Raw genomic sequence first — 24303 nt, 5'->3', positions numbered from 1 at the left:
TCGTTTAAACCGGTCCTCCGCGCGGCCGGACCGGACACCGCCCGCGCGCAGGAGGGTCGTGATGAGTCAGGTCCAATCGGCCATGCTGATGTTGGGGGGCGGCATATTCGCCTATCTGCTCATCGTCTATGTCGTCTGGCAGCGCCGCCGCGGCCCCGCCCTGCCCAAGCCGCCGAAAGCCTCGCGCGAGCGCGGCGAACCGCGCGAAACCCGCATGCCCGGCCTGCCGCGCCGCGACCGCGCGCGCGACCGCATCGCCGAGGAGCCGGTCGAAATCTCGGCCTCGCGCCTTGCGCGGATCAGCGGCCGCGCCCCGCTCGAACCGGCGAGCGAAACCGCCTTCGATGCCCCGGCCGCAACCCCTTCCCCGACGGAGGCCGACATCCTCGTCGACGAACGCCCCGCGCCGCTTCCCTCGGTGCCCGCCGAACCGACCGAGGCCGACCACGCGATGGTCAGCCGGATGCTCGAATCGATGGTCGCGCAGGTCGAGCATGAGGCCGATCTGGTCGAACGCCGCGCCACCGAACCCGTCGCGGTCCGCCTCGCGCCGCAAATCCCGCCGCGCTCCGACGAAGCCCGCACCAGCTGGCTCGGCGGCCGGCCGCGCCTCGACCCCGGCGCGCGCTGGCCCGAGATTCGCGAGGTCCCCGGCCAGTTCATCGCGCAGATCGCCTGCGCCGACCTGCCCGCCGAGATCTGGGACGGGCTCGGCCCGCGCCGCGGCAGCATCGCCTTCTTCATCCACCCGCGCGACGGCGACGCCGCGCTGGTCCACGTCCACGAAGCCGGCGACCCGGTCGACCCGCCGCACCCGCTCGATCCCGGCGGCAACTTCTTCGCGCCCTATGGCGGGCTGCGCTTCGGCGACCTGATGCCCTTCGCGCGCGCGGCCTTTCCCGAATGGCCCGTCGATCTCGTCGCGGTGCGCCCCGGCGACGCCGACCCCCGCGATGGCGCGACCGAAGGTGGGGGCGAGGACGGCGACGGCCCGGGCCACCGCCTCTATCGCCTCGGCTACGACATCGCCGATCCCGCCTTCCACCCGTTCGACTGGCCCTCGATGCTCGCGATGGTCGACATCCTCGCGATGCGCATCACCCGCTATTGGCGCGAGGTCGACGGTCCCTCGCCGATCGACACCCAGCTCGCCAGCGTCGAGCGCCGCCTGATCAAGCACGACGGCGGCGAAAAGGACCCGCTCGGGCGCGAGGGGCTGGTCAACATGCGCGGCGCGCTCGAGGAACTCCACGCCGCCGGCGCCGCGGCGCGCGCCGCCAATTATGTCGCGCGCATCCGCGCCGAGGAAATCATCGCGATCGTCCGCGAAAGCGCCCCCAAAATGGCCTTCACCGCGACCGACGCCGCCGCGGTGATGGAGGCGCTGCAGGCGATCGAGTGGGTCAAGGTGATCCGCCGCAAGGACCCGCAGGAACGCCCCGGCGCCGAGTTGATCGAGAGCCTGACGCTCCCGCTCACCCAGCACCATCCCGACGCGCCGCTGTGGGTGCACGACTATCACGGCATCTGGTTCGACCACGCCAAGCACGCCTATGCCGCCGACCCCGCCGCGCTGTCCGGCGCCGCGCGCGCGGTTTTCGAACCCTATGCGCAGGAACTCGCGGCGCACGAGATGCCCAGCATCGGCCATATCCCCTTTCGCTATGTCCACGACTATGACGAGGATAATCATGCCACGCTGCTCGAGCTGCCGACCAGCGGGCTGATGAGCTGGATCTTCGGCGACGTCGACCATCTGGTGCTGACGATGCGCAAGGCCGACCTGGCCGCGGGGCGCTGGGACCGCCCGATCGTCCAGGTCAGCAACTAGGACCATCCCCCCTACCCCCCTGAATAGCTTTGCGATTGACGTAACGGTCAACTTGCGGCGGCCCGGCGCGCGTCTTAATCAGGGGCAAACAGACCCTGTGGGAGAGCAAGATTATGGCACGTATCGCAATCGTCACCGGCGGCAGCCGCGGCATCGGGGAAGCGATTTCGCTGAAGCTTCAGGAACAGGGGGCGACGGTGATCGCCAACTATGCCGGCAACGACGAGAAGGCGCGCGAATTCACCGACCGCACCGGCATCGCGGCGCGCAAATGGGACGTCGGCGACCATCAGGCGTGTCTCGACAATTGCGCGGCGATCGCCGCCGAATTCGGTGCCGTCGACATCGTCGTGAACAACGCCGGCATCACCCGCGACGGCACCCTCGCGCGGATGAGCTACGGCGACTGGGACGACGTGATGCGCGTCAACCTCGGCGGCTGCTTCAACATGGCCAAGGCTTGCTTTCCCGGCATGGTCGAGCGCGGCTGGGGCCGCATCGTCAACATCGGCTCGATCAACGGCCAGGCGGGCCAATATGGCCAGGTCAATTATGCCGCGGCGAAGTCCGGCATCCACGGCTTCACCAAGGCGCTGGCGCAGGAAGGCGCCAAGAAGGGCGTCACCGTCAACGCGATCGCGCCGGGCTATATCGACACCGACATGGTCGCCGCGGTCCCCGCCCCGGTGCTGGAGAAGATCGTCGCGAAGATCCCGGTGGGGCGCCTGGGCCAGGCCGACGAAATCGCGCGCGGCGTGGCGTTTTTGTGCAGCGAGGATGCGGGGTTCGTCACCGGGTCGACGATGAGCATCAATGGTGGTCAACACATGTATTGACGGTGGCAGGCGCATAACGAAGGCGTTCGCGCAGCGAACGGCGCGTTAGGCGCCGATGCCGCGAAGCGGCAGCCACCGGCGCGGCCGGCCCCCAAGGCCGGCCGAACCCGTCCGACGTCATGGCGGCGGCTTTGCCGTCGCCGCCGGCACCACGTCAAAAATACAAAACCCGTTCGCATCGAGCGAAGTCGAGATGCCCCTCGGGCTGGGCGCTATCTCGCGGTGTGTCTCGACTTCGCTCGACACGAACGGGAAGAGGGGGCGGGTGCTTCCCCGCACCCCTTATTCGTCATCCCCGCGAATGCGGGGATCCAGCTTTTTCCTTCTTCGTGCCTTTGCGCCTTTGCGTGAGATAATTTGGAATCACGCAAAGGCGCAAAGAACGCAAAGGGTCTTAGGATCAACCGTGAGCGCATCCCAGCTGGCGTATCAAGAAGCTGGTTTCCCGCTTCCGAGGGAATGACGAATGCCTTTACTCCACCGTCACCCCCACCACCCGCCAGATCCCGCCGTCGCGCACCAGCGACAGCGTCTCGATCGCGCCCGCCTTGTTCGCATAGTCAGTGCGGAACTTGACCATCTGATAGCCATAGGGCGGCGCGGGTACCGTCTCTTCGCTGACCAGCACCCGCGACTTCACCGCCCCGAGCGGCCCCTGCACCTGCTGCGCCACCCGGCTCCAGGTCTCGGCGGTGTTGAGCGCCTTGAACGACTGCCCCGTCGCCTCCCAGCTGCCGTTCCAGTCGCCCGCGTCGACCAGCGCGAGCCAGCCCCGCGCTGCCGCGACCGCGGGGCTCTCGGCGGGCGCGGTCGATGGCGCCGCGGCGGGGGTATCAGCGCTTCCGGACATCGAGGCGAAAGCGAGCAAGGCAAGACTGAGCGACATGATTAAACCTCCGGCAATCCAGCCCGACGGCCGCCCCATGCGGCGCGCCTCGGCGGATGCGGCAAGCTCTTCCATGCCGGGGGCCGCCGCGGCTTCCCCCAAAGCCTTGTCCCCCGATATTTCGGGGGTCCGATGCTCGATCTCGCGCAGCTGCCGCGCCGCCTCGCGGCTGCTCGACACCGCCAGCTTGCGCCGCGCATCGCGCAGCCGCTCGTTGACCGTATGCACCGACAGCCCCAGGTGCCGCGCCATCGACTTGGCGTCATAGCCGCTGACCAGCAGGCGCAGCGTCTCCTTCTCCTTTTCGGTGAGCGCCTGAATTCCTGCTGTCGTCACGTCGTCTGCGTCCCCTTCCGTCGCCCCCGCGAAGGCGGGGGCCGCTATCGGCGTTGCGCTATGCAGCCAGCGGCCCCCGCCTTCGCGGGGGCGACGTGTTGGTGTCCAATCTAAGCCCCGCCCGAATCGCGGTCACCCCCAAATAATTCGTACCTCGATTGGCGGCGAAGAGGCTATGCTGCCGCGATGACCGCCGCCTATCACCCCCCGGTCAAACGCTCGGTGACGATCGCCGGCCATCCGACCTCGATCAGCCTCGAGCCGGTCTTCTGGGACGCGCTCGAAGCCGAAGCCGCGCGGCAGGCCCTCCCGATCAACGCCCTCGTCGCGCGCATCGACGTCGAGCGGATGGAGGCGGAGGACCCGCCGAACCTGACCTCGGCGATCCGGCAGTGGCTGTGGCGGGGGCGCTGATCCTCCCCGGAACGGGGAGGGGAATCATCGAAGATGGTGGAGGGGCACAGTCGGCTTACGCATCATCTTAAGGAGGTAGGGCCCGTGCCCCTCCACCACCCTGCGGGTGGCCCCCCTCCCCCTGCGGGTGAGGAGCGCTAGCGAACCGCCGCCCCCGCCACCGCGCGCGCAAACGCGGCGCCCTTGTCGGCCGCAAAGTGCAGGAACAGCGACGGCTCGATCAGTTCGAGCTCCATGATGTGCAGCACGCCCGCCGCATCGCCGACCATATCGACGCGCGCATAGACCGGCGCGGTGGGCGCGGCTGCCAGCGCCGCGGCGGCCAGCGCCTGCCCCTCATCGCTCGCCTTCCACGCGGTCTCGCGCCCGCCGAATTGCTCCTGCACGCGAAAGTCGCCCGCCGCGGGGCGCTTGACGATCGCATGGCTGAACCGCCCGTCGAAGAAGAAGAGCGAAAACTCGCCATCGGTCAAAATGCCCGGCATCAACGGCTGCACCAGCCGCCTTTGCCCCAACGCGTCGGCGGGCACGCCGGCCCCCGCGGCGATGCGATGCGTGCCATCGGCACCGCCCGAGATCGCCGGCTTCACCACCACTTCGTCGGCGCCCAGTTTCGCGCGCGCCTCGGCCAATCCCGCATCATCGAGCGCGGCGACCTCGACCGTCGGCACCACTGCGACGCCCTTGGCCGCAAGTTCGGTGAGGTAAGCCTTGTCGCTGTTCCAGCGCAGCACCGCGACCGGATTGACCACCGGCAGCGCCTCGGCCTCCAGCCGGTCGAGCAGCTTGTACCAGCCCGGCACATCGCGATGATAACCCCAGGCGAAGAGCGGCAGCACCAGGTCGAAGCCCGACAAATCGCCCGGATCGCCCCACACGCGCTGCTCGACCGCCAGCCCCGCGCCCGCCAGCGCCAGCGCCTTGCGCGCAAAGGCGGGCTGCCACTTCTCATAATAGTCGGGCGCCGGGACGAGGATCGCGACGCGGGGCTGATAGGGCATTACCGCCCCAGCAGCCCGCGCGCCTGCCCGGCGATATGCGACAGCATCGCGCCGTTCGGGTTCGGGATCGTCCGCGCTCGGTCGACCGTCGCGCGGAACTGCACGACGCGCGGGCCATTGTCCGCCAGCCACTTGGTCACCGCCGCGTCGAGATCGCCCGCGGGCAGCCCCGCGAGGAAGGTCAGCCGCATCTGCTGGAAATCGCGCGCCAGGCTGTTGACCAGCAGGCGTTCCCATGGATCGGCGGGGCTCATATGCGCCGCCAGCGTCTGCGCCCAGTCCAGCCCCAAGGCTTCTCCCAAATGCGTGAAGGCGTGCGTCACCGCGATCTCGTCGTCGCCGCGCCGCTCGGCGAGGTCGACGATGCCGATCGCGCCGTCGGTCTTGAACAGGCGGACGACCGACGCGGCCAGCGCCTCGGGCGCGCCCGCGTCGAGCAATTGCTGGCTCAGCATGTCCCACTGGCGCCGGACCGAGGGGCTCAGGAGGCCGTCGACCCCCGCCATCAGGCGGTCGACGCCGGGCTCGAGCCGTGCGACGAGCGGCCCCGGCTGCGGCTGCCCCGGCGCGGCGCGGAGCAGGTCGGCGATCTGCGACGCCATCGCCGACGCCGCCTGGCTGAAGAGCGACAGGCGGATCGCCTCGTCGATCTTGGCGCTATCGAGCGACATCCAGATGTCGTGCATGCCGAGCAGCCGCTCGACCGCGACGAACGCCGCGGCGACGTCGCCGAGCGAACAGCCTTCCTCCTCGACCAGCTCGAACGGATGCACCACGCCCATGCGGTTGACGATGCGGTTGGCGAGCTTGGTCGCGATGATCTCGCGGCGCAGCTGGTGGTCGGCGATCGCGCCTGCGAAATCGCGCTGCATCTCGACCGGGAACGCCGCCGCCAGATCGCTCGCCAAGGCTGGATCGTCGGCAAGATCGCTATGCTCGATCGCATCCTGCAACGCGAGCTTCGATGTCGACAGCAGCACCGCGAGCTCGGGCCGCGTCAGCCCGCGCCCTTCGGCCGAGCGGCGCAAGAGCTCGTCGTTCGCCGCCAGCCCCTCGACCTTGCGGTCGAGCCGGCCCGCCGCCTCGAAGGTCTCCATCACGCGCACCAGCGACGGCACCGCGGCCGATCCGCCCTTTTCGGCGATCGACAGCGCCAGCGCCTGGAGCCGGTTGTCCTCGAGCACCAGCGCCGACACATTGTCGGTCATCCGCACGAGCAGCGCATCGCGGTCGTCCTGCGACAGCCGCCCCTCGGCCATCTCGCGGTTGAGTGCGATCTTGATATTGACCTCGTTATCCGAGCAGTCGACGCCCGCGCTATTGTCGATGAAGTCGGTGTTGATCCGCCCGCCATGCGCCGAAAAGGCGATGCGCGCTGCCTGCGTGACGCCCAGGTTCGCGCCTTCGCCAACGGCTTTCACGCGCAGGTCCTCGGCATCGACGCGCAGCGCGTCGTTCGCGGGGTCGCCGACCTCGGCATTGTTCTGGCTCGCGGCCTTCACATAGGTGCCGATGCCGCCGAACCAGAGCAGATCGGCCGGCGCCTTCAGGATCGCCGAGATCAAGGAGCCCGGATCGATCTCTGCCTGCGACAGGCCGAGCGCCGCCTGCACTTCGGGGGTCAGGGGGATGCTCTTCTGGCTGCGCGGGAAGACCCCGCCGCCCTTCGAGATCAGCTTGGCGTCGTAATCGGCCCAGCTTGACCGCGGCAGCGCGAACATGCGGTCGCGCTCTTTCCAGCTCTTCGCCGGATCGGGATCGGGGTCGAGGAAGATGTGACGGTGGTCGAACGCCGCGACCAGCTTGAGCGCCTTCGACAGCAGCATGCCGTTGCCGAACACGTCGCCCGACATGTCGCCGCAGCCGACGACGCGGATCGTATCGGTCTGCACATCGACGCCAAGCTCGGCGAAGTGACGCTGGACCGAGAGCCACGCACCCTTGGCGGTGATCCCCATCGCCTTGTGGTCATAACCCTTCGACCCGCCGCTCGCGAACGCATCGCCGAGCCAGAAGTCGCGCTCCATCGCTAGGCGGTTGGCGACGTCGGAGAAGGTCGCGGTGCCCTTGTCGGCGGCGACCACGAAATAGGGATCGTCGCCGTCGTGGATGGCCACGCCCTTCGGATGCACGACCTTGCCCGCGACCAGATTGTCGGTGATCGACAGCAGCGAGCGGATGAAGATGCGGTAGCATTCGGTGCCCTCGGCGAACCAGGCATCGCGGTCGAGCGCGACATCGGGCAGCGCCTTGGGATAGAAGCCGCCCTTCGCGCCGGTCGGCACGATGACGGCGTTCTTGACGCGCTGCGCTTTCATGAGGCCCAGGATCTCGGTGCGGAAGTCGTCGCGGCGGTCGGACCAGCGGAGTCCGCCGCGCGCAACCGGGCCGGCGCGGAGGTGAATGCCCTCGACGCGCGGCGAATAAATCCACACCTCGCGCCACGGCAGCGGCTTGGGCAGGCCGGGGACGAGGCTCGAATCGATCTTGAACGCCAGCGCTTCCGCTGCCGCGGGGGCGAAGGCGTTGGTGCGCAGCGTCGCGCCGATCACCGCATGGAACAGGCGCAGGATGCGGTCGTCGTCGATCGACTTGATCGCGGCGAAGCCCGCCTGGATCTCGGCGTCGAGGAAGGCGGCGCGGTCGGCGTCCTGTCTGGCGGGATCGTGAAGCGCGCAGAAGCGCTCGACCAGCGCGCCGGTCAGGTCGGGCGCGTGACGCAGCGCCGCGACCACCGTGTCCATGCCATAGCTCGACCCGCCCTGGCGCATGTAGCGGAACCAGGCGCGCAGCCACACGATCGCCTGCGGATCGGTCTGCGTCACGAGCACCAGCTCGTTGAAGGCGTCATTTTCCGCCTTGCCGTCGAGCACCGCGGCGATTGCGCCCTCGATCGTATCGACGAAGGGCAGCAGCATCGTCTCGTCGACATTGGCGGGCACGCGCAGCGTGAAGTCGTGGATCACCACGGGGAGTTCGGCTTCGCCCTCGTCGGCCGGGCTTCCCGGCGTCCGCGCCGGGTTCAGCGCGGTCGGAATCTCCTCGAGCACCTCGAAACCGAAATGTTCGAGCGCGGGAACGACGTCGGACAGCGCAAGCGGCCCGACCGCGCTATAGACCTTCAGCCGCAGCCGGTCGTCGCCGTCGAGGCTCTTCTTCGCCAGCCGCACGCTGCGCGGATTTTCCGCATCGAGGTCACGCAGGCGCAGGATATCGCGCGCGGCCTCTTCGGGATTATAGAGGTTGCGGTAATTGGCGGGAAACAGCGGCGCAAAGCGCGACGCCAGCGCCGCCGCGCGCCCCGCATCGCCGCGCTGCGCGAGCGCCGCTTCGACCTCGGGCTGCCAGCCGCGCACCATCTGCTCGAGCTGCGCGTTGAGCTTGTCGGCGTCGGGCACCACCCCGCCGCTGCGCAGGTCGAGGGTGTAGCGCAGCAGCGCCGCGCCGCCGTCCTCGAGCACCATCGTCCAGCCGATCACGCCCGCCCTGGCCTCGCGCACCAGCATCGCCTCGACCGCGATGCGGCGCCCGGTCGACACCTCGTCGCGCGGTAGCCAGACGAAGGCGAACAAATGCCGCCCCAGCGCGCTGCGCACCATCACCAGCTTCGGCCGCGGCCGGTCGGTGATCGACATCGAGGTGAGGACGAGGTCCTCGAGCGACGCCGCATCGAAGGCGATCAACAGGTCATGCGGCAGCGCGGTGAGCGCATGCGCGAGCGCCTTGCCCGCATGCCCCGTCGGGTCGAAACCGAATTTCGCCATCAGCCCGCCCAGCTGCGCGCGCAGCACCGGCACCTTGTCGGGGCGCGCCGACAGCGCCGCGCTGGTCCACAGCCCGGCGTGGATCGACAATTTCTCGACCGTCTTGCCCTTCAACTCGGGAACGATCACGAGGTCGAGCAGCACGCGGCGGTGCACCGCCGACAGCCGGTTCGACTTGATCAGCAGCGGCGCCTGCCCGCCCGCATCGAACCAGGCGAAGGCGGCGTCGAGTGCGTTCTGCGACAGCAATTGACCGCTACCCGACGCGCTGATCCCCAGCGGTTGTTCGACCGCGCCGCCGCGCGTGCGCCACTCGTGGCCGAGCTGGGTCATCGCCCCGCCCTCGAACCAGCGCAGCAGCTCGGCGGCTTCGCCCTCGACGCGCATCGCGGCGTCGGCGAGCATCGCGGCGCGCATCGCCTTCCAGTCGGCGACCGCCGCACGCACATCGGCGAGCGCGCCTTCCAGCCCGTCGAGCAGGCGGCGGCGCGCACGCGCATCGCCGCGTTCCAGCTCCATATAGATCACCGATTCGCGCCCGTCGCAGCCCGGGGTCGCGGCCTCGGCGCCGGTCAGCGCGCCCTTGGCGTCGCGCGCCGCGGCGACCACCGGGTGCAGGATGCGGTGAATCACCAGCCCCTGCGCGCCGACGATCTGCGACACCGAATCGACCAGGAAGGGCATGTCGTCGTTGACCACCGCCAGCCGCATGCGGCGATCGGTGCCGTCGGCCGCCATCGGCTCGAGCAGCAGCGACGGGGTGCCGGGGGTGCGGCCGAGCGAGGCGCGCGCGGCGAACTCGCCCGCCGCCTTCAGCGCCGCGGCGTCGAGGTCGTCGCCCTCGCCGGGCAACGCGCTGTCCTTCAGCGCGGCCTGATAGGCCTTGGCGATCTTCGCGGGAACAGGAGCGGCCGCCGCGGCCTCGACTTCGGCTTCGGCGGTTTCGGACGAATTAAGGGGCATAGGGTTCAGGCTTCCCACTGAGGCGGGCCTGTGCCGGGGGGTGGCTGGCCCGTTCGCTGTCCGCCTATGCGCCTGTCGCGCGCGCGGCTCAACCCCCCGCGCGAAGGCCCGCGTAAAATTATTTCAATTTTCGGATTGTCTGTTGCGCAAAGATCCTCCCCATCGCGAAGCGTTGGGGAGGGGGACCGCACCGGCAGGGCGTGGTGGAGGGGTTTTACGTCAGCGTTGTTACCCCTCCGTCAGCGCTTCGCGCTGCCACCTCCCCATCGCTGCGCGTGGGGAAGATCTTAAAAGGGGATCCTACGGCGAAATCACCGCCGCCTTGCGCGCCAGCTTCGCCAGCAGCGCGTCGTCGTCGGCCGCCTTGGCGACGATTCCGATATGCCCGCCGGGCATCGCGCGCGCGATGAGCACGACGAATTCGGCATCGCCCGCATCATGTTCCAGGATCACCGCGGGCTGCGCCGCGCGCAGCGCGTCGAGCGAGCCGGCGCCCTTCGCTTCGGCCGCCCCCGCGGGCTTGCGCTTCGCGCGCTCGTCCCTGACCAGCCCCTTGAGCCCGCCCGGATAGGCGTCGAGATAGCGCGCCAGTTCGCCGCGCCCCACACCTTCGCCCTGCGCATGCCCCAGCACGCAGGCATATTCGGCGATGCGCGTCTTGTCGTAATTCGCCCCGAACACCAGCTTGACCAGCGGCGTCATCGGCGCGCGCTCCTGCGCCTTCAGCCCGGCGTCGGCAAGCAGTTCGGCGAATTCCCCCGGCGCGTCTTCGGCGGCGAGCGCGAAATCCCACGCCTGCCCGACCGCCTGGTACAGCGCGCTGCGGCTGCGGCTGTCGGCGGCGAGCGCGCGGTCGGCGGTTTCGCGCGCCAGCGCCAGCCAGTCGGCGAGCCCGGCGTCCGCCCCCAACTCGGCGCCGACGTCGAGCCCGTCCTCGACCGGCATCACCAGCGCGGTGTCGACATCGGTAAAGGCACCGAAGCCCGGCGCGGGTTCGTCGTCGATATGCTCGCTGTCGGGGCCGTCGGCCCACACCGGCACGGGCGCCGTCAGCGGCGCGGCGCTGCGCAGCGCCTGTTCGACCGACAGCTGCAATTCCTCTTCCTGCGCAGCGGGCGCGGCTTCCTTCCAGTTGATCACCCCCATGATGAAGTCGATCGTGTCGTCGTCGGACGAGAAGGGCAGCAGGATGCCGCGGTACATGATCGTCGTGCCGCGATCGTTGACGAACTCGGCCTCGAAACCGATCGGCGCGCGGTTAGCGATGATCTGCAGATAATGGTCGGTCAGCCGCGACAGCAGCGAGCGGCCGGGCACCTCGCGGATATATTGGACGTCGTCGTCGATCTGCGACTCGGCGCGCAATTTGTCGCCGAGGAAGGACAGGCCCGGATTGTCGATTCCCGCGGTGAAATCGAGCAGCACCGCATAGGGGCCGAAATCGTCGAGATGGTCGAGATCGAGATCCTCGACCGAGGGATAGGCGCGGTCGGACAGCAAGGAAGCCCAATAATTATAGGCGCGCACCTGCATCCGCCGTTCGTCGACCCCGACCGAGGGCGGCGAATCGATCGCACCATCGTCCTGGCCGTGGCTGCCCGCAAGCAGTCCGCGCATGCTGTCCATCATTTATCCCCAGTCGCAAACATTGGTAAATGTCATGCAACAACACTGGTAAAGGTGGCGTAAACGATGGTGGTGGGGCGGGACGCGGAAGGCGGGTTTCGCCAATCATGAGATCCTCCCCATCGCGAAGCGTTGGGGAGGGGGACCGCGCCCGAAGGGCGTGGTGGAGGGGTCGAAAGGTGGCACCGACGCCTGACGGCGTCGAACCCCTCCGTCAGCCCTGCGGGCTGGCACCTCCCCATCGCTTCGCGTGGGGAGGATCGAGCAGGTCAACCCGCCAACTCCCCCAGCCACTGCGCGATCATCCGCCGCCCCGCATCGACCGCCCCCGGCCCGAAGCGCGCATGATCGGCGCGCATCGCGTCCGGCGAGCTCCCAACCTCGGCCAGTGCCTCGGGCCACTGGTCGACCCAATGCTCGAAGCGCGGGTCGAGCCCCATTTCGGCGTGGAATTGCAGCGCCAGGATATTCGCCCCGCGCCGGAACGCCTGGTGCGGATAGGCCGCGCTCGAAGCGAGCAGTTCGACATCGGCGGGCAGGTGGAAGGTGTCGCCGTGCCAGTGAAGCACCGGCACGTCCGTGAGTTGGCCCAGCGGCGAGGCGGGGTCGAGGATCGTCAGCGCGTCGAACCCCACCTCCTTCGCCGGCCCCGGATAAACGGACGCGCCGAGCGCGGCTGCGATCATCTGCGCGCCGAAGCAGACCCCCAACGTCGGCCGCCCCGCATCAAGCCGCCGCGCGAGCCGCCGCAGCTGGCACGTAATCCACGGATGTTCGGCCTGCTCGTAAACCCCCATCGGCCCGCCCATCATGATCAGCAGGTCGGGCGCGCCAAGGTCGAGCTGGCCGAAGCCGGGATCGCCGACATCGACCCGGTCGAGCACATAGCCCGCCGCCTCGATCGGTTCGCGGAATCCCGCGAGCCCTTCGTGCGGCACATGGCGGATGATGAGACCGGTCTTGGTCATGGGCCCCAAACTGACTCGACAAATCTGGCGACGAAGCGAGTATTTGCCGCGCCGTTTCGAACGACTCGCATCTAGCCAGAATCATTGGCCGCTGTCACTCTACCAAAGCAGTAGAGATACTGTCGCGGCCCGTAGCTGAGCTTGGCTTCCCTCAGCTACGGGCCGCCACTTCCCTCGAAATTTCACGCCGGCGGCCGGTGCTCGCCGAAGTTCAGCGCCGCGCGCCGCAGGAAATTGTCGATCGCCGCCATGTCCGCCGCGCCGTCGCCCGGCGCCGCCGCGCGCATCCGCGCCGCGTCGGGAAACACGCCATAGCCCGCGAACAGGCAGTGCCAGCTGATGCTGCCATAATAGCCGCCGATGCCGCGCTCCGCGATGACCGCCTCGACGTCGCCGCGCGTGAACCAGGCGGTGATCATCGCCTTGAGATCGTCGGACAGCGTCTCCATCGCCGCCGCGTCGCGCCAGTAATCACCCGCGTCGGCGCGCCGGTTCATCCGGTAATGCGCGACGATATAGTCGCGGATGCCCTCGTAGCGCGCGGCGATGCGCGCGTTGAACACGTCGCGGTGCTGCGGCGTGAAACTGCCGCCCTCGAACGCCGCGACGAATTCCTGCGCCGTCGCGATCACGATGTGCAGCGCGGTCGCCTCGAGCGGCTCGAGGAAGCCCTGCGCCAGTCCCATCGCGAGGCAGTTGCCCGTCCAGCTTTCGGCGAGCCGCCCGACCTTCATCTGCAGATGCCGGGCCGCGACCTCGTCGCCGACGCCGAGCGCCGCGCGCAATTCGGCCTCGGCGTCCTCGGCATCGAGATAGCGGCTCGAAAAGACATAGCCGTTGCCCACCCGCGTCGTCAGCGGGATCGTCCAGCGCCACCCCGCCGCCATCGCCGTGCTGCCCGTCGCGATCGGCAGCGGCGCGCCCTCGGCGTGCGGGGTCGGCATCACCACCGCGCGGTCGTTGAACAGATTGCCCTCGAAGGGCAGGAATTTCGCCCCCAGCGCCGCCTCGGCGATCAGCGCGCGAAAGCCCGAGCAGTCGACGAAGAAGTCGCCTGCGACCGCTTCGCCGCCTTCGAGCAGCAGCGCCTCGACCAGCCCTTCGCCCCTGACGCGCACCTCGGTGACCTTGCGCGGAAGGTGGGTGACACCCAGCCCCACCGCATGGTCGCGAAGGAAGGCGCCGACCTTATAGGCATCGAAATGATAGCCATAGCCGAGCTCGAACGGAAAGCTCTCGGCCGGGTGCGGCCCTTGTCCAGCCGCCGCGAGCCGCGGCGCGAGATAGAAGGCATCGGGATGCGCGGGCACGTCGACCCCGCCGCGCCGCAGCGCCGCATTGTGCACGAAGGCGGGCTGGCTATGGACGTCGAGCGGCGTTGGAAAGGGATGGAAATAGCCCCCCGCCCCCGCGCCGCCCCAGCCCTCGAAGCCGATGCCGATCTTGTAGGTCGCATCGCACGCCGGCATCCACGCGCTTTCGGCGATCCCCAGCGCGTCGAAAAAGGCCTTCAATTGCGGCGTCGATCCCTCGCCGACCCCGATGATCCCGATCTCGGGCGATTCGATCACTGTGACGCTTGCGCGCCCCACCCATTGTTTCGCGAACAGGCACGCGGTCATCCACCCCGCCGTCCCGCCGCCGAGTATGACGATGCGGAAGGGCGGGTTGTCGCTCACTTCCCGGGCGCGAGCCGGATCGCCGCGCCGCCGCCGGGCGCGAGCCAGAGCTTGTAGGTATCCCCCTTCTTCACCGTCAGCGTCTCATAGGCGATGCGGTGCCGCGCGTCGGTGAGATAGGTCGCGCCCTCGCCGTCCTTGTACACCGTCGTGGTATAGCTCTTGCCCGGTTCGAGGAAATCGAAGCGCAGGTCGAGCGTCCGCGCGGTGGCATCGTTGACCCCGCCGACATACCAGTCGGCGCTGCCCCGGTCCTTGCGCGCGAAGATCGCATAGTCGCCGATCGCGCCCGCGATCAGCCGGCTCTCGGCCCAGTCGGCGGGCACCTTGCTGATGAAGTCGAGCTCGCGCGGGAATTTCGCCAGCGTCTCGGGAAAATCGGCGACCATCTGGATCGGCGAATAGATGGCGAGATAGAGGCCGAGCTGCTTCGCCAAGGTCGAGGCCAGCGGCGCCTTGTTCGCGCCCTCGAGGCTCAGCACCCCCGGCGTGAAATCCATCGGCCCCGACAGCATGCGCGTATAGACGAGCGTCGGCTCATGCTCGGGCCCGTTCGCAAAGGCGCCCCAGGCATTATATTCCATGCCCCTTGCGCCCTCGCGCGCGACCCAGTTGGGATAGGTGCGCCGCAGGCCCGTGTCCTTCACCGGCTCGTGCGGGTTGACCGCGACATGGTATTTCGCGGCGGTCTCGACGACCTTCAGATGGTGCTGCACCTGGCGCTGGCCGTCGTGCCACTCCATCCGCACCGTGCCCGGCGCATCGCCCGGCGCGATGATCCCGCCGGCATCGGCGACATAGCCCGTCTTGACCGTCCCGACCCCGAGTTCGCCGTAGAGCTTCATCGCATCGTCGAGCTGCGCTTCATAGACCGCGATATTGCCGCCGGTCTCGTGATGGCCGATCAACTGCACGCCCTTCTTCCGCGCATAGTCGGTCACCGCCTTCAGGTCGAAATCGGGGGTCGCCTCGGTGAAGCTATATTCGTCGCCATGGCCGAACCAGTTGCCGTTCCAACCCTTGTTCCACCCCTCGACGAGCACGCCGCCGAACTTGTGCTTCACCGCGAAGTCGATGGTCGCCTTGGTCCGCTCGGTCGTCGCGCCATGCTTCGGCCCCTCGGCCCAGCTCCAGTCGCCGCGGATCATCCCCCACCAGATGCCGACATATTTCATCGGCTTGAACCAACTCGTATCGCCAAGCTTGTTCGGCTCGTTGAGGTTGAGTTCGAGGTCGCTCTGCACCAGCCCCGCGGCATCATCCGAAATGCGGATTGTCCGCCAGGGCGTCGCAAAGGGCAGGTCGCGCACGACGCGCGGCCCGCGCGACGAGGGCGACAGGGTCGCGCGGAACTTGCGCCCCTCGGCGCGCTTCAGCCACATGCCCGCATAATCGACCAGCGCCGCCTCGTGGAACGCCAGATGCGTGCCGTCCTCGAGCCGGATCGTCATCGGCGTGTGTGCGGTCGCGACGCCCTCGATCGGCGTTTCCTGATAGACCTGCTCGTAGCGGTTCCACTCGCCGCCCGGGATCCACCAGGCGGTGCCCGTCGGCGCGATGTCGAATTCGGTGAACTCGTCGGCGATGTTCGCGGTCTTCAGCCCCGGCTGCGCGGGCAGCTCGTAGCGAAAGCCGATGCCGTCGTCGAACAGCCGGAAGCGCACGTTCATCCGGTGCCCGCCCCAGCTTCCGTTCTGGCGGAAGCGCACGAGCAGTTCTTCGTGCCGGTCGCGCACGAAGCGCCGCTCGCCCCACGGCAGCTCCCAGGTCGCATCGCCCTTGGCGCGCTCGACGCTCTCGATCGCGAAGCCGCGCTGCAGCCCGATGCGGTCGGTCAGGATGAAGCCCAGCTTCGACGGCGCGATCAGCAGATGCCCCTTGCGCGACAGCGACCAGGTCGGGCGCTGGTCGTTGTCGGTCGCGACGGTCAGCACCAGCGACCCGTCGGGCGATGCCGCGGTCACCGGCGCGGGCGCGGGCTGCGCAAGGGCGGGAACCGCTGCTACGGCGGCGGCGAAAAACAGCAGGCTACGCATCACTTCGTCTCTTCCATTTCCATCCACAGCACGCCCGCGGGCGGCAGCCTTTCCTCGTCGGCGCCATTGAGCGCGAGCAGTACGCCCCCGCCCCCATGCGCCGCGATGTCGATCGTCCCCGCGCCGAGGTTGAACAGGCAGCGCAGATGCTGCCCCTCGCCCACCCGGTCGAAGCCGAGCAAATCGCCCTCGACCACCCAGCGCGCATTCGCCCCCAGCCGCAGCGCCGGGCTGCCCGCGCGCAGCGCGAGCAGCCGCCGCGTCAGCACCAGCATCGACCCGGGGTCGGCCTCCTGCCGGTCGACCGCGAGCGCGTCATGCGCCTCGCCCAGCGGCAACCACGGATCGCCGTCGCTGAACCCCGCGTGCCGCGCCCCCGCAACCCACGGCAGCGGCGTGCGCGCGCCGTCGCGCGACAAGGTCAGCGGCCAGTTCTTGAGCGCCTCGGGATCCTTGACCAGCTCGAGCGGGATCTCGACCTGCCCCAGCCCCAGCTCCTCGCCATTGTAGAGGATGATGCTGCCGCGCAGCGCGCAAAGCAGCGCCATCTTCATCGCGGCATAGTCCGACGCATCGACCCCTTCGACCGCCCAGCGCGACACCGCGCGCGGCGCGTCGTGGTTCTCGAACGCCCAACTCGGCCAGCCCACCCCCGGCGCGTCGGGCCACTGCTCGGCCGCTTCGCGCACCAGCCGCGGCGTCAGCGCGTCGGCGTAGAGGAAGTTGAAGCCATAGGCGCTGTTCAGCCGGCGCTCGCCCGCGGTGAACAGCTTCATCTCGCGCTCGGCATCCTCGCCGCCGACCTCGGCCACCGTGAAGGCCCCTTCATATTCATCGGTCAGCGCGCGGATGCGTTCGAGGAACAAGGCGATGTCGGGGTGCGACTGGTTGTAGATCTTCTGCTGGAAATCGAACGGCCGCGTGCGCGGCTTGTTCGACGGCGGCGCGGGCGGATTGTCGCGCAGCATCGGGTCGTGCATCGAGAAGTTGATCGCATCGATGCGAAAGCCGTCGACCCCGCGGTCGAGCCAGAAGCGCACCGCAGCCAGCAGCGCGTCCTGCACATCGCGGTTGTGGACGTTGAGCTGCGGCTGGCTGCTCAGGAAATTATGCATGAAATATTGGCCGCGCCGCGCGTCCCACGTCCACGCCGGGCCGCCGAACACCGACTGCCAGTTGGTCGGCGGCGACCCGTCGGGTTTCGCGTCGGCCCAGACATACCAGTCGGCCTTGGCATTGGCGCGGCTCGCGCGGCTTGTCGCAAACCAGGCATGGCGGTCGGAGGTGTGCGCGAAGACCAGGTCGGTCGTGACCTTCAGCCCCAGCGCATGGGCTCGCTCGACCAGCGCGTCGAAATCGGCGAGCGTGCCGAAGATCGGGTCGACGTCGCAATAATCGGCGACGTCATAGCCGAAATCCTCCATCGGCGAGGGATAGAAGGGCGACAGCCAGATCGCATCGACGCCGAGGCTGGCGATATAGTCGAGCCGCGCGGTGATCCCCGCGAGGTCGCCGATGCCGTCGCCGTTCGAATCGGCGAAGCTGCGCGGATAGACCTGGTAGATCGCCGCGCCTTTCCACCAGCGTGGGGCGGCGGGCGCGGGGGCGAAATCTTGCTTGGGGAGGGGCTGGTTCGTCGTCACTTATCGTCGCTTATTCGCTGGCCTGGCAGATGATCGTGCCGAAGGCGGGGAGAGAAAGACTGAGGCTGCCCGGTGCGGCAGGCGCCGCCGGACAGTCGCCATGGAGCGCGGTAAAGCCGGCGCTTTTCATATCGATGGCAATGGTCGCGGCAAGCGCCGCCGCGGAGGTGTTGAACGCGACCACCGTCTCGCGCCCGCTATCGGGGTCGAAGCGCGACACCGCGAGCAGCCCGGGCTTCTCCGAAAAGGCGCGGACTTTGGTCGATCCGCGCGACAGCGCCGGGCTGGCGCGCCGCAGCGCCGCCAGGTCCGCGATATGGCGATAGAGCGGGTGGCCGGTATCGAAATTGGCGGCCGCGGTCGTCGCATCGCTGCCGATCAGGTCATTGTCGTTGTACACCGCAACCCGCGACGCAAACATGTCCTCCCGCGCGAGCTGATCGTTGCCGTCGGAGATGAAACCCTGCTCGTCGCCATAATAGATCACCGGCACCCCGCGCAGCGCCAGCAGCATTGCATGCCCCAGCTTCACCCGCGCGAGCAGCTCGGCCTCGCTCGCCTCCGGGTTCGCCTGCTTCACGAACATCGCGAAGCGCCCCATGTCGTGGTTGCCGAGGAAGGTCGGCAGTTCGAGCGCGGCCTCTGCCCCGCCCTTGTAGAGCAGGTCGCCGTCGAACAGCCGCGCGAAGTCGGCTGTCCCTTTCGTGCCGCTCACCGCGTCGATCGTCGCGCGCGCGAAGGCGAAGTCGAGCACCGCGGGCAGCCCCGCGGCATACGTGTGCCACGCGAGCCCGCCCGGATCGACCGCGTCGATATAGACCTCGCCGAAGATGTGGAAATTGAGGATGCCCTTCGCCTCGGCGCGCGCCTGCATCGCGGGGACGAAGGCCTGCCAGAACTCGGGGTTCACATGTTTGGCGGTGTCGATGCGAAAGCCGTCGATGCCGAATTCGTCGATCCAGCGGCCGTAGATATCGATGAAGCCCGCGACGACCTTCGGGCTCTCGGTCGCGAGGTCGTCGAGCCCCGCGAAATCGCCATAGAGCGAGGATTCGCCGACCCAGTCGCTGTTGCCGCGGTTGTGATAATGGATCGGGTCGTTGAGCCACGCGGGCACCTTCACCCGCTCCTCGCCCTTGGGCACCACCGGGGTGTAGGCGAAACCCGGATCGATGAGCTTCGCCCAATTCTCCGCGCTCGGATCGTGATCGCCCGCAAAGCCCGGATTGATCGGGGCGCCGGTCACCCCGCCGCGCCGCGAAAAGGGATAATCGGCGAGGCTGCGATATTTATAGCCCGCGTCGTCGCCGTCGGCGTAGCGGATCACGTCGGCGGTGTGGTTGGTGATGATGTCCATATAGACCTTCATCCCGCGCTTATGTGCCGCATCCACAAAAGCCTTGAACTCGGCGTTGGTCCCGAAATGCGGGTCGACCTGGGTGAAGTCGGTGACCCAATAGCCGTGATAACCCGCGCTCTCGTCGCCCTTCGGCCCCTGCACCGGCTTGTTCTTGAATATCGGCGCGAACCAGATCGCGGTCGCGCCCATACCCGCGATATAGTCGAGCCGCTTCGTCAGCCCGGCGAGGTCGCCGCCATGGTAGAAACCCTTGGCGGTGGGGTCGTAACCCGTCGCCAGCCGGTCGCCCTTCAGCCCGCCCTTGTCGTTCTTCTTATCGCCGTTCTCGAAGCGGTCGGGCAGCACGAAATAGACGAGCTCGTCGGTCGGCGCGCGCGCGCGCACCGCGGCGATATCTGCGTCCTGCGCGGCGGCGGGAAGCGGCGCGAGCAGCAGCGCGAGCGGGGCCCAGAGACGATGGGCGCGGCGGATCATGCGGCAACTCCGGCAGGGGACAGGCTTTCCAGAAAGGCGTCGTAGGGCGGCATCGCCGCGACCTCGCGTTCGATGACCAGCCTGTTGGTGTCGAGGAAGGTCTTGAGGTCGGCCTCGCTCAGCGTGTCGGCGAGCGGATGCCACGCCTGCGGCATCACCCCCTGCCCGACCAGCACCTGCAGCCAGCCCGGCTCGGTGAACAATTCCTCATGCTCGCGCACGATCACCCCCTGCGCGCGGAACTGGTCGATCTTCGCTGCCAGCGTATCGGGAATGTCCATCGCCGCCCGCTCGCGCCAATAGGGCGTGTCGGTGCGTTCGGTGGCCTTGTAATGCAGGACGATGAAGTCGCGAATGCGCTCCCATTCGAAATCGCTCTGCCTATTATATTCGGCAACGATCACGGGGTCGGGCGCATCCGCGGGGAGCAGGTTCAGGAGGCGCGAGATGCCCGACTGGACGAGGTGGATGCTCGTCGATTCGAGCGGTTCCATGAACCCCGCCGCGAGCCCGAGCGCGACGACATTGCGGTTCCACATCCTGCGGCGCTTGCCGCTGGTGAAGCGCAGCCGGTTCGGCGCCGCCTGCGCGGGCCCGTCGAGGCTGGCAAGCAGCGCCGTCTCGGCCGCATCGTCGTCCAGGAAGCGCGAGCAATAGACATAGCCGTTGCCGATGCGGTGCTGCAGCGGGATGCGCCACTGCCACCCCGCCGCGCGCGCGATCGCCCGTGTGTAAGGCTGCTGCGGCGTGTCGCCATGCGCGCAGGGCACAGCGACCGCGCGGTCGTTGGGCAGCCAGTGCGACCAGTCCTCATAGCCCGTTGCGAGCGCGCCCTCGATCAGCAGCCCGCGAAAGCCCGAGCAGTCGATAAACAGCTCGCCCGCGACGCGCCGTTCGCCTTCGAGCATCACCGTCGCGACATCGCCATTCGCGGCGCGCTCGACCGAAACGACCTTGCCCTCGACCCGCGCCACGCCCCAGCCCTCGGCGCGCTTCCGCAGAAACGCCGCATAAAGCCCGGCATCGAAATGAAAGGCATAGGGCATGGCGGGCGCATGCGGCGACGCCCCGGCGCCGCGCCGGAAGCGCCCGGCGCGCGCGGCGCCTTCGTTCAGCGAATAGGCGTCGAGGCTGTCCGCGATACCCAGGCTCCGCCCGCGCAGCCAATATTGATGGAAGGGCAGCAGCCCCAGCCCGCGCCCGATCGCACCGAACGCATGCATGTAGCGATGTCCCGGCCGCGTCCAGCCGTCGAATTCGATCCCCTGCTTGATCGTTCCCTGCGTCGCGCGCAGGAACTCGTCCTCGTCGATCCCCAGCGCTTCGTTGAACAATCGGATCTGCGGGATCGTCGCCTCGCCCACCCCGACCGTGCCGATCGCCTCCGATTCGACCAGGGTCACGGTCCAGCCCTGCGGCAGGAAACGGCGCAGGCACGCCGCGGCCATCCAGCCCGCCGTACCCCCGCCGATGATGATGAGCCGCATGGGGGTCATTTGATCCGCCTCAGGCTTCGCGTGCAAACAAAAATAGCGGGGGCGGCGCGACCCGGCCGCCCCCACAGGGGGAGGGTATCAGAATTTGAACGAGGCGCCCGCGAGGAAACGGCGGCCATAGGTCTGATAGTCGATCACCGCACGGGCGTCGCGCGGATCGTCGGTGACGAAGGGCTCGTCGGTCAGGTTCTGCCCCTGGACGAAGATCGACAGCCCCTCGAGCGCGCTGCCCGGCTGGAAGTCATAGCCGATCTGCGCGTCGATGATCGTCTCGGCGCGCGCCCGGCGCCGCACCCGCGCGCCGCCGAAACCCGACAGCTCGCCGACGAAGCTCGACCGGTACCGCGCGCTGGCGCGGGCGTTGAAGCCCCATTTCTCGAAATAGGCGGTGCCGTTGGCGACCCATTTCGAATAGCCGGGGATGTCCTCCGACGGCGCGCCCGGGGTCGGCTGGATATTGGTCTTGGTATAGGAGGCGCTGCCCGTCACGCCGAAGCCTTCGAGCGCCGAGGTGAAGGTGCTGAACGGCAGCGTCGCGGCGAATTCGGCGCCATAGAGCTTGCCGCCCTCGCCGTTGATCGGCGCGTTCACCGTGCCCATGTAATTGACGATGATCGGCAGGCCGTTGATGTCGTTGCCCACCGGCGCGATCGGAAAGCCGGTGAAGTCGAACGGGATCGCCTGATTGTAGATATAGCTCTTCAGCTGCTTGTAGAAGAGCTGCACCGCGACATAGCCCGACCCGCCGAAATATTTCTCGAAGGTGAGGTCGGCGGCGTTGGCGCGCCAGGGGCGGAGGTCGGGATTGCCCGAATCGCCGCGCACCACCGCGCATTGCCGCCCGGTCGGGCAGACCATCCCGCCCGGATCGCCGACCGTCGTGCCATAGCTCAGCGACGCGCGAATGTCGTCGAGCCGCGGCCGGATGATCTCGCGCGCCAGCCCCAGGCGGATCACGAAATCGCTGTCGGTGCGCAGCGACAGGTTCAGGCTGGGCAGGATGTCGATATAGTCGGTGCTCTCGCGCCGCGGGATGCCCTGGATGTTCGGCGAGCCATTGGGGTTGGTCCCGATGAACGAGGCTGAGGCGCCGTTCGAATTCTGGTCGGTGAAGATCGCCTGGACGCCGAAATTGCCGGTCAGCACCGACGAGCCCATCTCCTGGTCGATGTTGGCCTGAAGATAGGTGGTCATGATCTTTTCGCCGACGTCATAGGCCTTTACCACGACATCGCCATAGGGGTTGGGCACCAGCTTGTAGATGCCCGCCGCGAGCAGGTCGCGCGGGTCGTAGCTGACCACCGGGCCGAGCCCGAGGTACGACAGGTTCGTCGTGCCACGGCGGAACTGCTCGGGGATGGTGACGCTCGTCATCCCGTCGGTGTTCGCCACCAGCCCGACGAACGCCTCGTCGGGGGTCAGGCTCTTCTTGCGGTCGGTGTAGTTCACGCCGAACTGCACCGATTTCAGGAAGCCCTCGAGCTCGCGCTCGACCTCGACGCGATACTGCCACAGCTCGTCCTCGATGATGCGGTTGTTGTAATAGCCGTCCTGGCCGCCGCGGATGCGATCGCCGTTCACCGCGGTCTGGTCGCCGCCCCAGCCGAGCGGACTGGTCAGCTTGATCAGGTTGTAATCGCCATAGTTGAGCGTCGGGCTGAACACCGTCCCGTTGATGTCGCTGGTGAAGCCGATTGTGTCGCGCGCGCCCACGCCCGCGCCGCGCCCGGTGCCCGAATTGCTTTCGAAGATCAGCTCGTTGCGGTCGGTCTTCGACAGGCTGATGTCGGCGGTGACGTTCCAGCCGTCGTCGCCCTCCCAGCGGTTGTTCCAGCCGAAGCTGTAGAGCTTGGCCTTGCGCTCGAACACATCGTTGCGCACCACGCCCTCGACATTGGTGAAGGTCCCCGCGCGCGCGAACACGAACTGGCCGCTGCTGTCGACGTCGGTGACGTTGACCCCGACGCTGCCGTCGAAGCCCAGCGGCAACTCGATGCCGCGCTTGATCTGCTCGTCGCTGAAGTCCGAATAGAAGGCGTCGAAGGTCGAGGTGAAATTGGGGCTCGGGCGCCACTGCAGCGTACCCTGCAGGCCCAGCCGCTTGAGCTGGGTCGACGTCGCATAGCTCTTCGACCCGCCGATCACCACCGGGCTCGCCGCGGTGCCGTTCCCCGCATAGCCCCAGGCGTTGAATTCCTGGATCTGATAGGGCTCGTCGACATAGCTCGCCGACAGCGCGACGCCGAGCGTGTCGTTCGCGAACTGGTCGACGAACACGCCGTTGACGCGGTAGCCATATTTCTTCGACCCGACGTTGAGCTTGCCGAGGTCGGCCCAGGTGCCGCGGCCGCCGATCGAGATCACGCGCTTGCCGTAATCGAGCGGGCGGATCGTCTTCAAATCGACCGTGCCCGACAGGCCCTGCCCGACGATCGACGCCATCGGCGTCTTGTAGACGAGCACCTGGTTCACGACTTCCGACGGATATTGGTCATATTCGACCGCGCGATTGTCGCCGGTCGAGGTCTGCTCGCGGCCGTTGAGCAGGGTGGTCGAGAAGTCGGGCGCAAAACCGCGGATCGAGATCGCGTTCGAGCGCCCCGACACGCGCTGCGAGGTCAGTCCGGGCAGGCGCGCGATCGCTTCGGCGATCGAGGCGTCGGGCAGCTTGCCGATATCCTCGGCCGACACCGATTCGACGATCTGGTCGCGGGTCTTCTTGGCGTTCACCGCGCTCTGCAGGCTGGCGCCATAGCCGGTGACGACGATTTCGTCGTCGGCCGCGTCGTCCGCCGCGACGGGAGCGCTGTCCTGCGCAAAGGCGTGCGGCGCGAAGGCACTCATCGCGAGGCCCAGCGCGAGGACGCTGGCGCCGCGGCGCAATTGCGGATGGCGGCTGGTCGGCTTGGTCATGTCTTTCCCCTGGTGCGACGGGGTGGTCTGGCCATGCGTCGGCAAGGGGGCGGCGCCTGTCGGCCGCACGGCATCCT

General features: G+C 68.2%; 14 protein-coding genes. 3 read left to right on the top strand and 11 right to left on the bottom strand.

Going from position 1 to position 24303, the window contains the following annotated elements:
- The first annotated feature begins 61 nt into the window (after positions 1 to 61).
- On the top strand, positions 62 to 1831 hold the full coding sequence (locus AC1RNQ_RS14295; RefSeq protein ID WP_493171980.1) for a DUF1963 domain-containing protein: 1770 nt from the start codon (positions 62 to 64) through the stop codon (positions 1829 to 1831).
- A 113-nt stretch (positions 1832 to 1944) separates the two neighbouring features.
- A complete protein-coding gene (gene phbB / locus AC1RNQ_RS14290; protein WP_493171978.1) occupies positions 1945 to 2667 on the top strand; it encodes an acetoacetyl-CoA reductase in 723 nt (240 codons plus the stop codon).
- Positions 2668 to 3139: 472 nt separating this feature from the next.
- Here the strand turns inward: phbB and AC1RNQ_RS14285 are convergent, their stop codons facing one another.
- Positions 3140 to 3889 (bottom strand): helix-turn-helix domain-containing protein, encoded by a 750-nt coding sequence (locus AC1RNQ_RS14285; RefSeq protein ID WP_493171977.1) that lies wholly within the window; start codon positions 3887 to 3889, stop codon positions 3140 to 3142.
- 186 nt (positions 3890 to 4075) lie between these two features.
- On the opposite strand from AC1RNQ_RS14285, the gene AC1RNQ_RS14280 reads away from it, so the two are divergent.
- On the top strand, positions 4076 to 4303 hold the full coding sequence (locus AC1RNQ_RS14280; RefSeq protein WP_493171975.1) for a ribbon-helix-helix domain-containing protein: 228 nt from the start codon (positions 4076 to 4078) through the stop codon (positions 4301 to 4303).
- Between the two features lie 137 nt (positions 4304 to 4440).
- On the opposite strand, the gene AC1RNQ_RS14275 is transcribed toward AC1RNQ_RS14280, so the two are convergent.
- The 10 genes from AC1RNQ_RS14275 to AC1RNQ_RS14230 form a co-directional block, all read right to left on the bottom strand.
- Positions 4441 to 5304 (bottom strand): ATP-grasp domain-containing protein, encoded by an 864-nt coding sequence (locus AC1RNQ_RS14275; RefSeq protein ID WP_493171973.1) that lies wholly within the window; start codon positions 5302 to 5304, stop codon positions 4441 to 4443.
- Positions 5304 to 10031: an NAD-glutamate dehydrogenase gene (locus AC1RNQ_RS14270; RefSeq protein ID WP_493171971.1), complete on the bottom strand. Its 4728-nt coding sequence runs from the start codon at positions 10029 to 10031 to the stop codon at positions 5304 to 5306. The genes AC1RNQ_RS14275 and AC1RNQ_RS14270 overlap by 1 nt, the downstream gene beginning before the upstream one ends.
- Positions 10032 to 10331: 300 nt before the next feature.
- Positions 10332 to 11657 (bottom strand): PAS domain-containing protein, encoded by a 1326-nt coding sequence (locus AC1RNQ_RS14265; protein ID WP_493172599.1) that lies wholly within the window; start codon positions 11655 to 11657, stop codon positions 10332 to 10334.
- Between the two features lie 269 nt (positions 11658 to 11926).
- Positions 11927 to 12625 carry a glutamine amidotransferase gene (locus tag AC1RNQ_RS14260; protein ID WP_493171970.1) on the bottom strand — a complete coding sequence of 233 codons (699 nt, stop codon included), beginning with the start codon at positions 12623 to 12625 and terminating at the stop codon, positions 11927 to 11929.
- A gap of 182 nt (positions 12626 to 12807) precedes the next feature.
- Positions 12808 to 14304, bottom strand: coding sequence for a tryptophan halogenase family protein (locus tag AC1RNQ_RS14255; RefSeq protein ID WP_493171968.1), 1497 nt, complete (start codon positions 14302 to 14304; stop codon positions 12808 to 12810).
- On the bottom strand, positions 14301 to 16340 hold the full coding sequence (locus tag AC1RNQ_RS14250; RefSeq protein ID WP_493171966.1) for a glycoside hydrolase family 97 protein: 2040 nt from the start codon (positions 16338 to 16340) through the stop codon (positions 14301 to 14303). The genes AC1RNQ_RS14255 and AC1RNQ_RS14250 overlap by 4 nt, the downstream gene beginning before the upstream one ends.
- Positions 16340 to 17983 carry an alpha-amylase family glycosyl hydrolase gene (locus AC1RNQ_RS14245; protein WP_493171964.1) on the bottom strand — a complete coding sequence of 548 codons (1644 nt, stop codon included), beginning with the start codon at positions 17981 to 17983 and terminating at the stop codon, positions 16340 to 16342. Before AC1RNQ_RS14245 ends, AC1RNQ_RS14250 begins: the two co-directional genes overlap by 1 nt.
- A gap of 10 nt (positions 17984 to 17993) precedes the next feature.
- The gene (locus AC1RNQ_RS14240) at positions 17994 to 19817 is read right to left on the bottom strand and encodes an alpha-amylase family glycosyl hydrolase (protein ID WP_493171962.1); all 1824 of its coding nucleotides are present in this window, start codon (positions 19815 to 19817) and stop codon (positions 17994 to 17996) included.
- Positions 19814 to 21313 (bottom strand): tryptophan halogenase family protein, encoded by a 1500-nt coding sequence (locus AC1RNQ_RS14235; RefSeq protein WP_493171961.1) that lies wholly within the window; start codon positions 21311 to 21313, stop codon positions 19814 to 19816. Before AC1RNQ_RS14235 ends, AC1RNQ_RS14240 begins: the two co-directional genes overlap by 4 nt.
- Before the next feature lie 78 nt (positions 21314 to 21391).
- On the bottom strand, positions 21392 to 24226 hold the full coding sequence (locus AC1RNQ_RS14230; RefSeq protein WP_493171959.1) for a TonB-dependent receptor: 2835 nt from the start codon (positions 24224 to 24226) through the stop codon (positions 21392 to 21394).
- Positions 24227 to 24303 lie beyond the last annotated feature (77 nt).

Source organism: Sphingopyxis sp. GW821-FHT12F08 (assembly GCF_058806755.1).
This window is presented reverse-complemented; position numbering and strand designations above follow the sequence as displayed.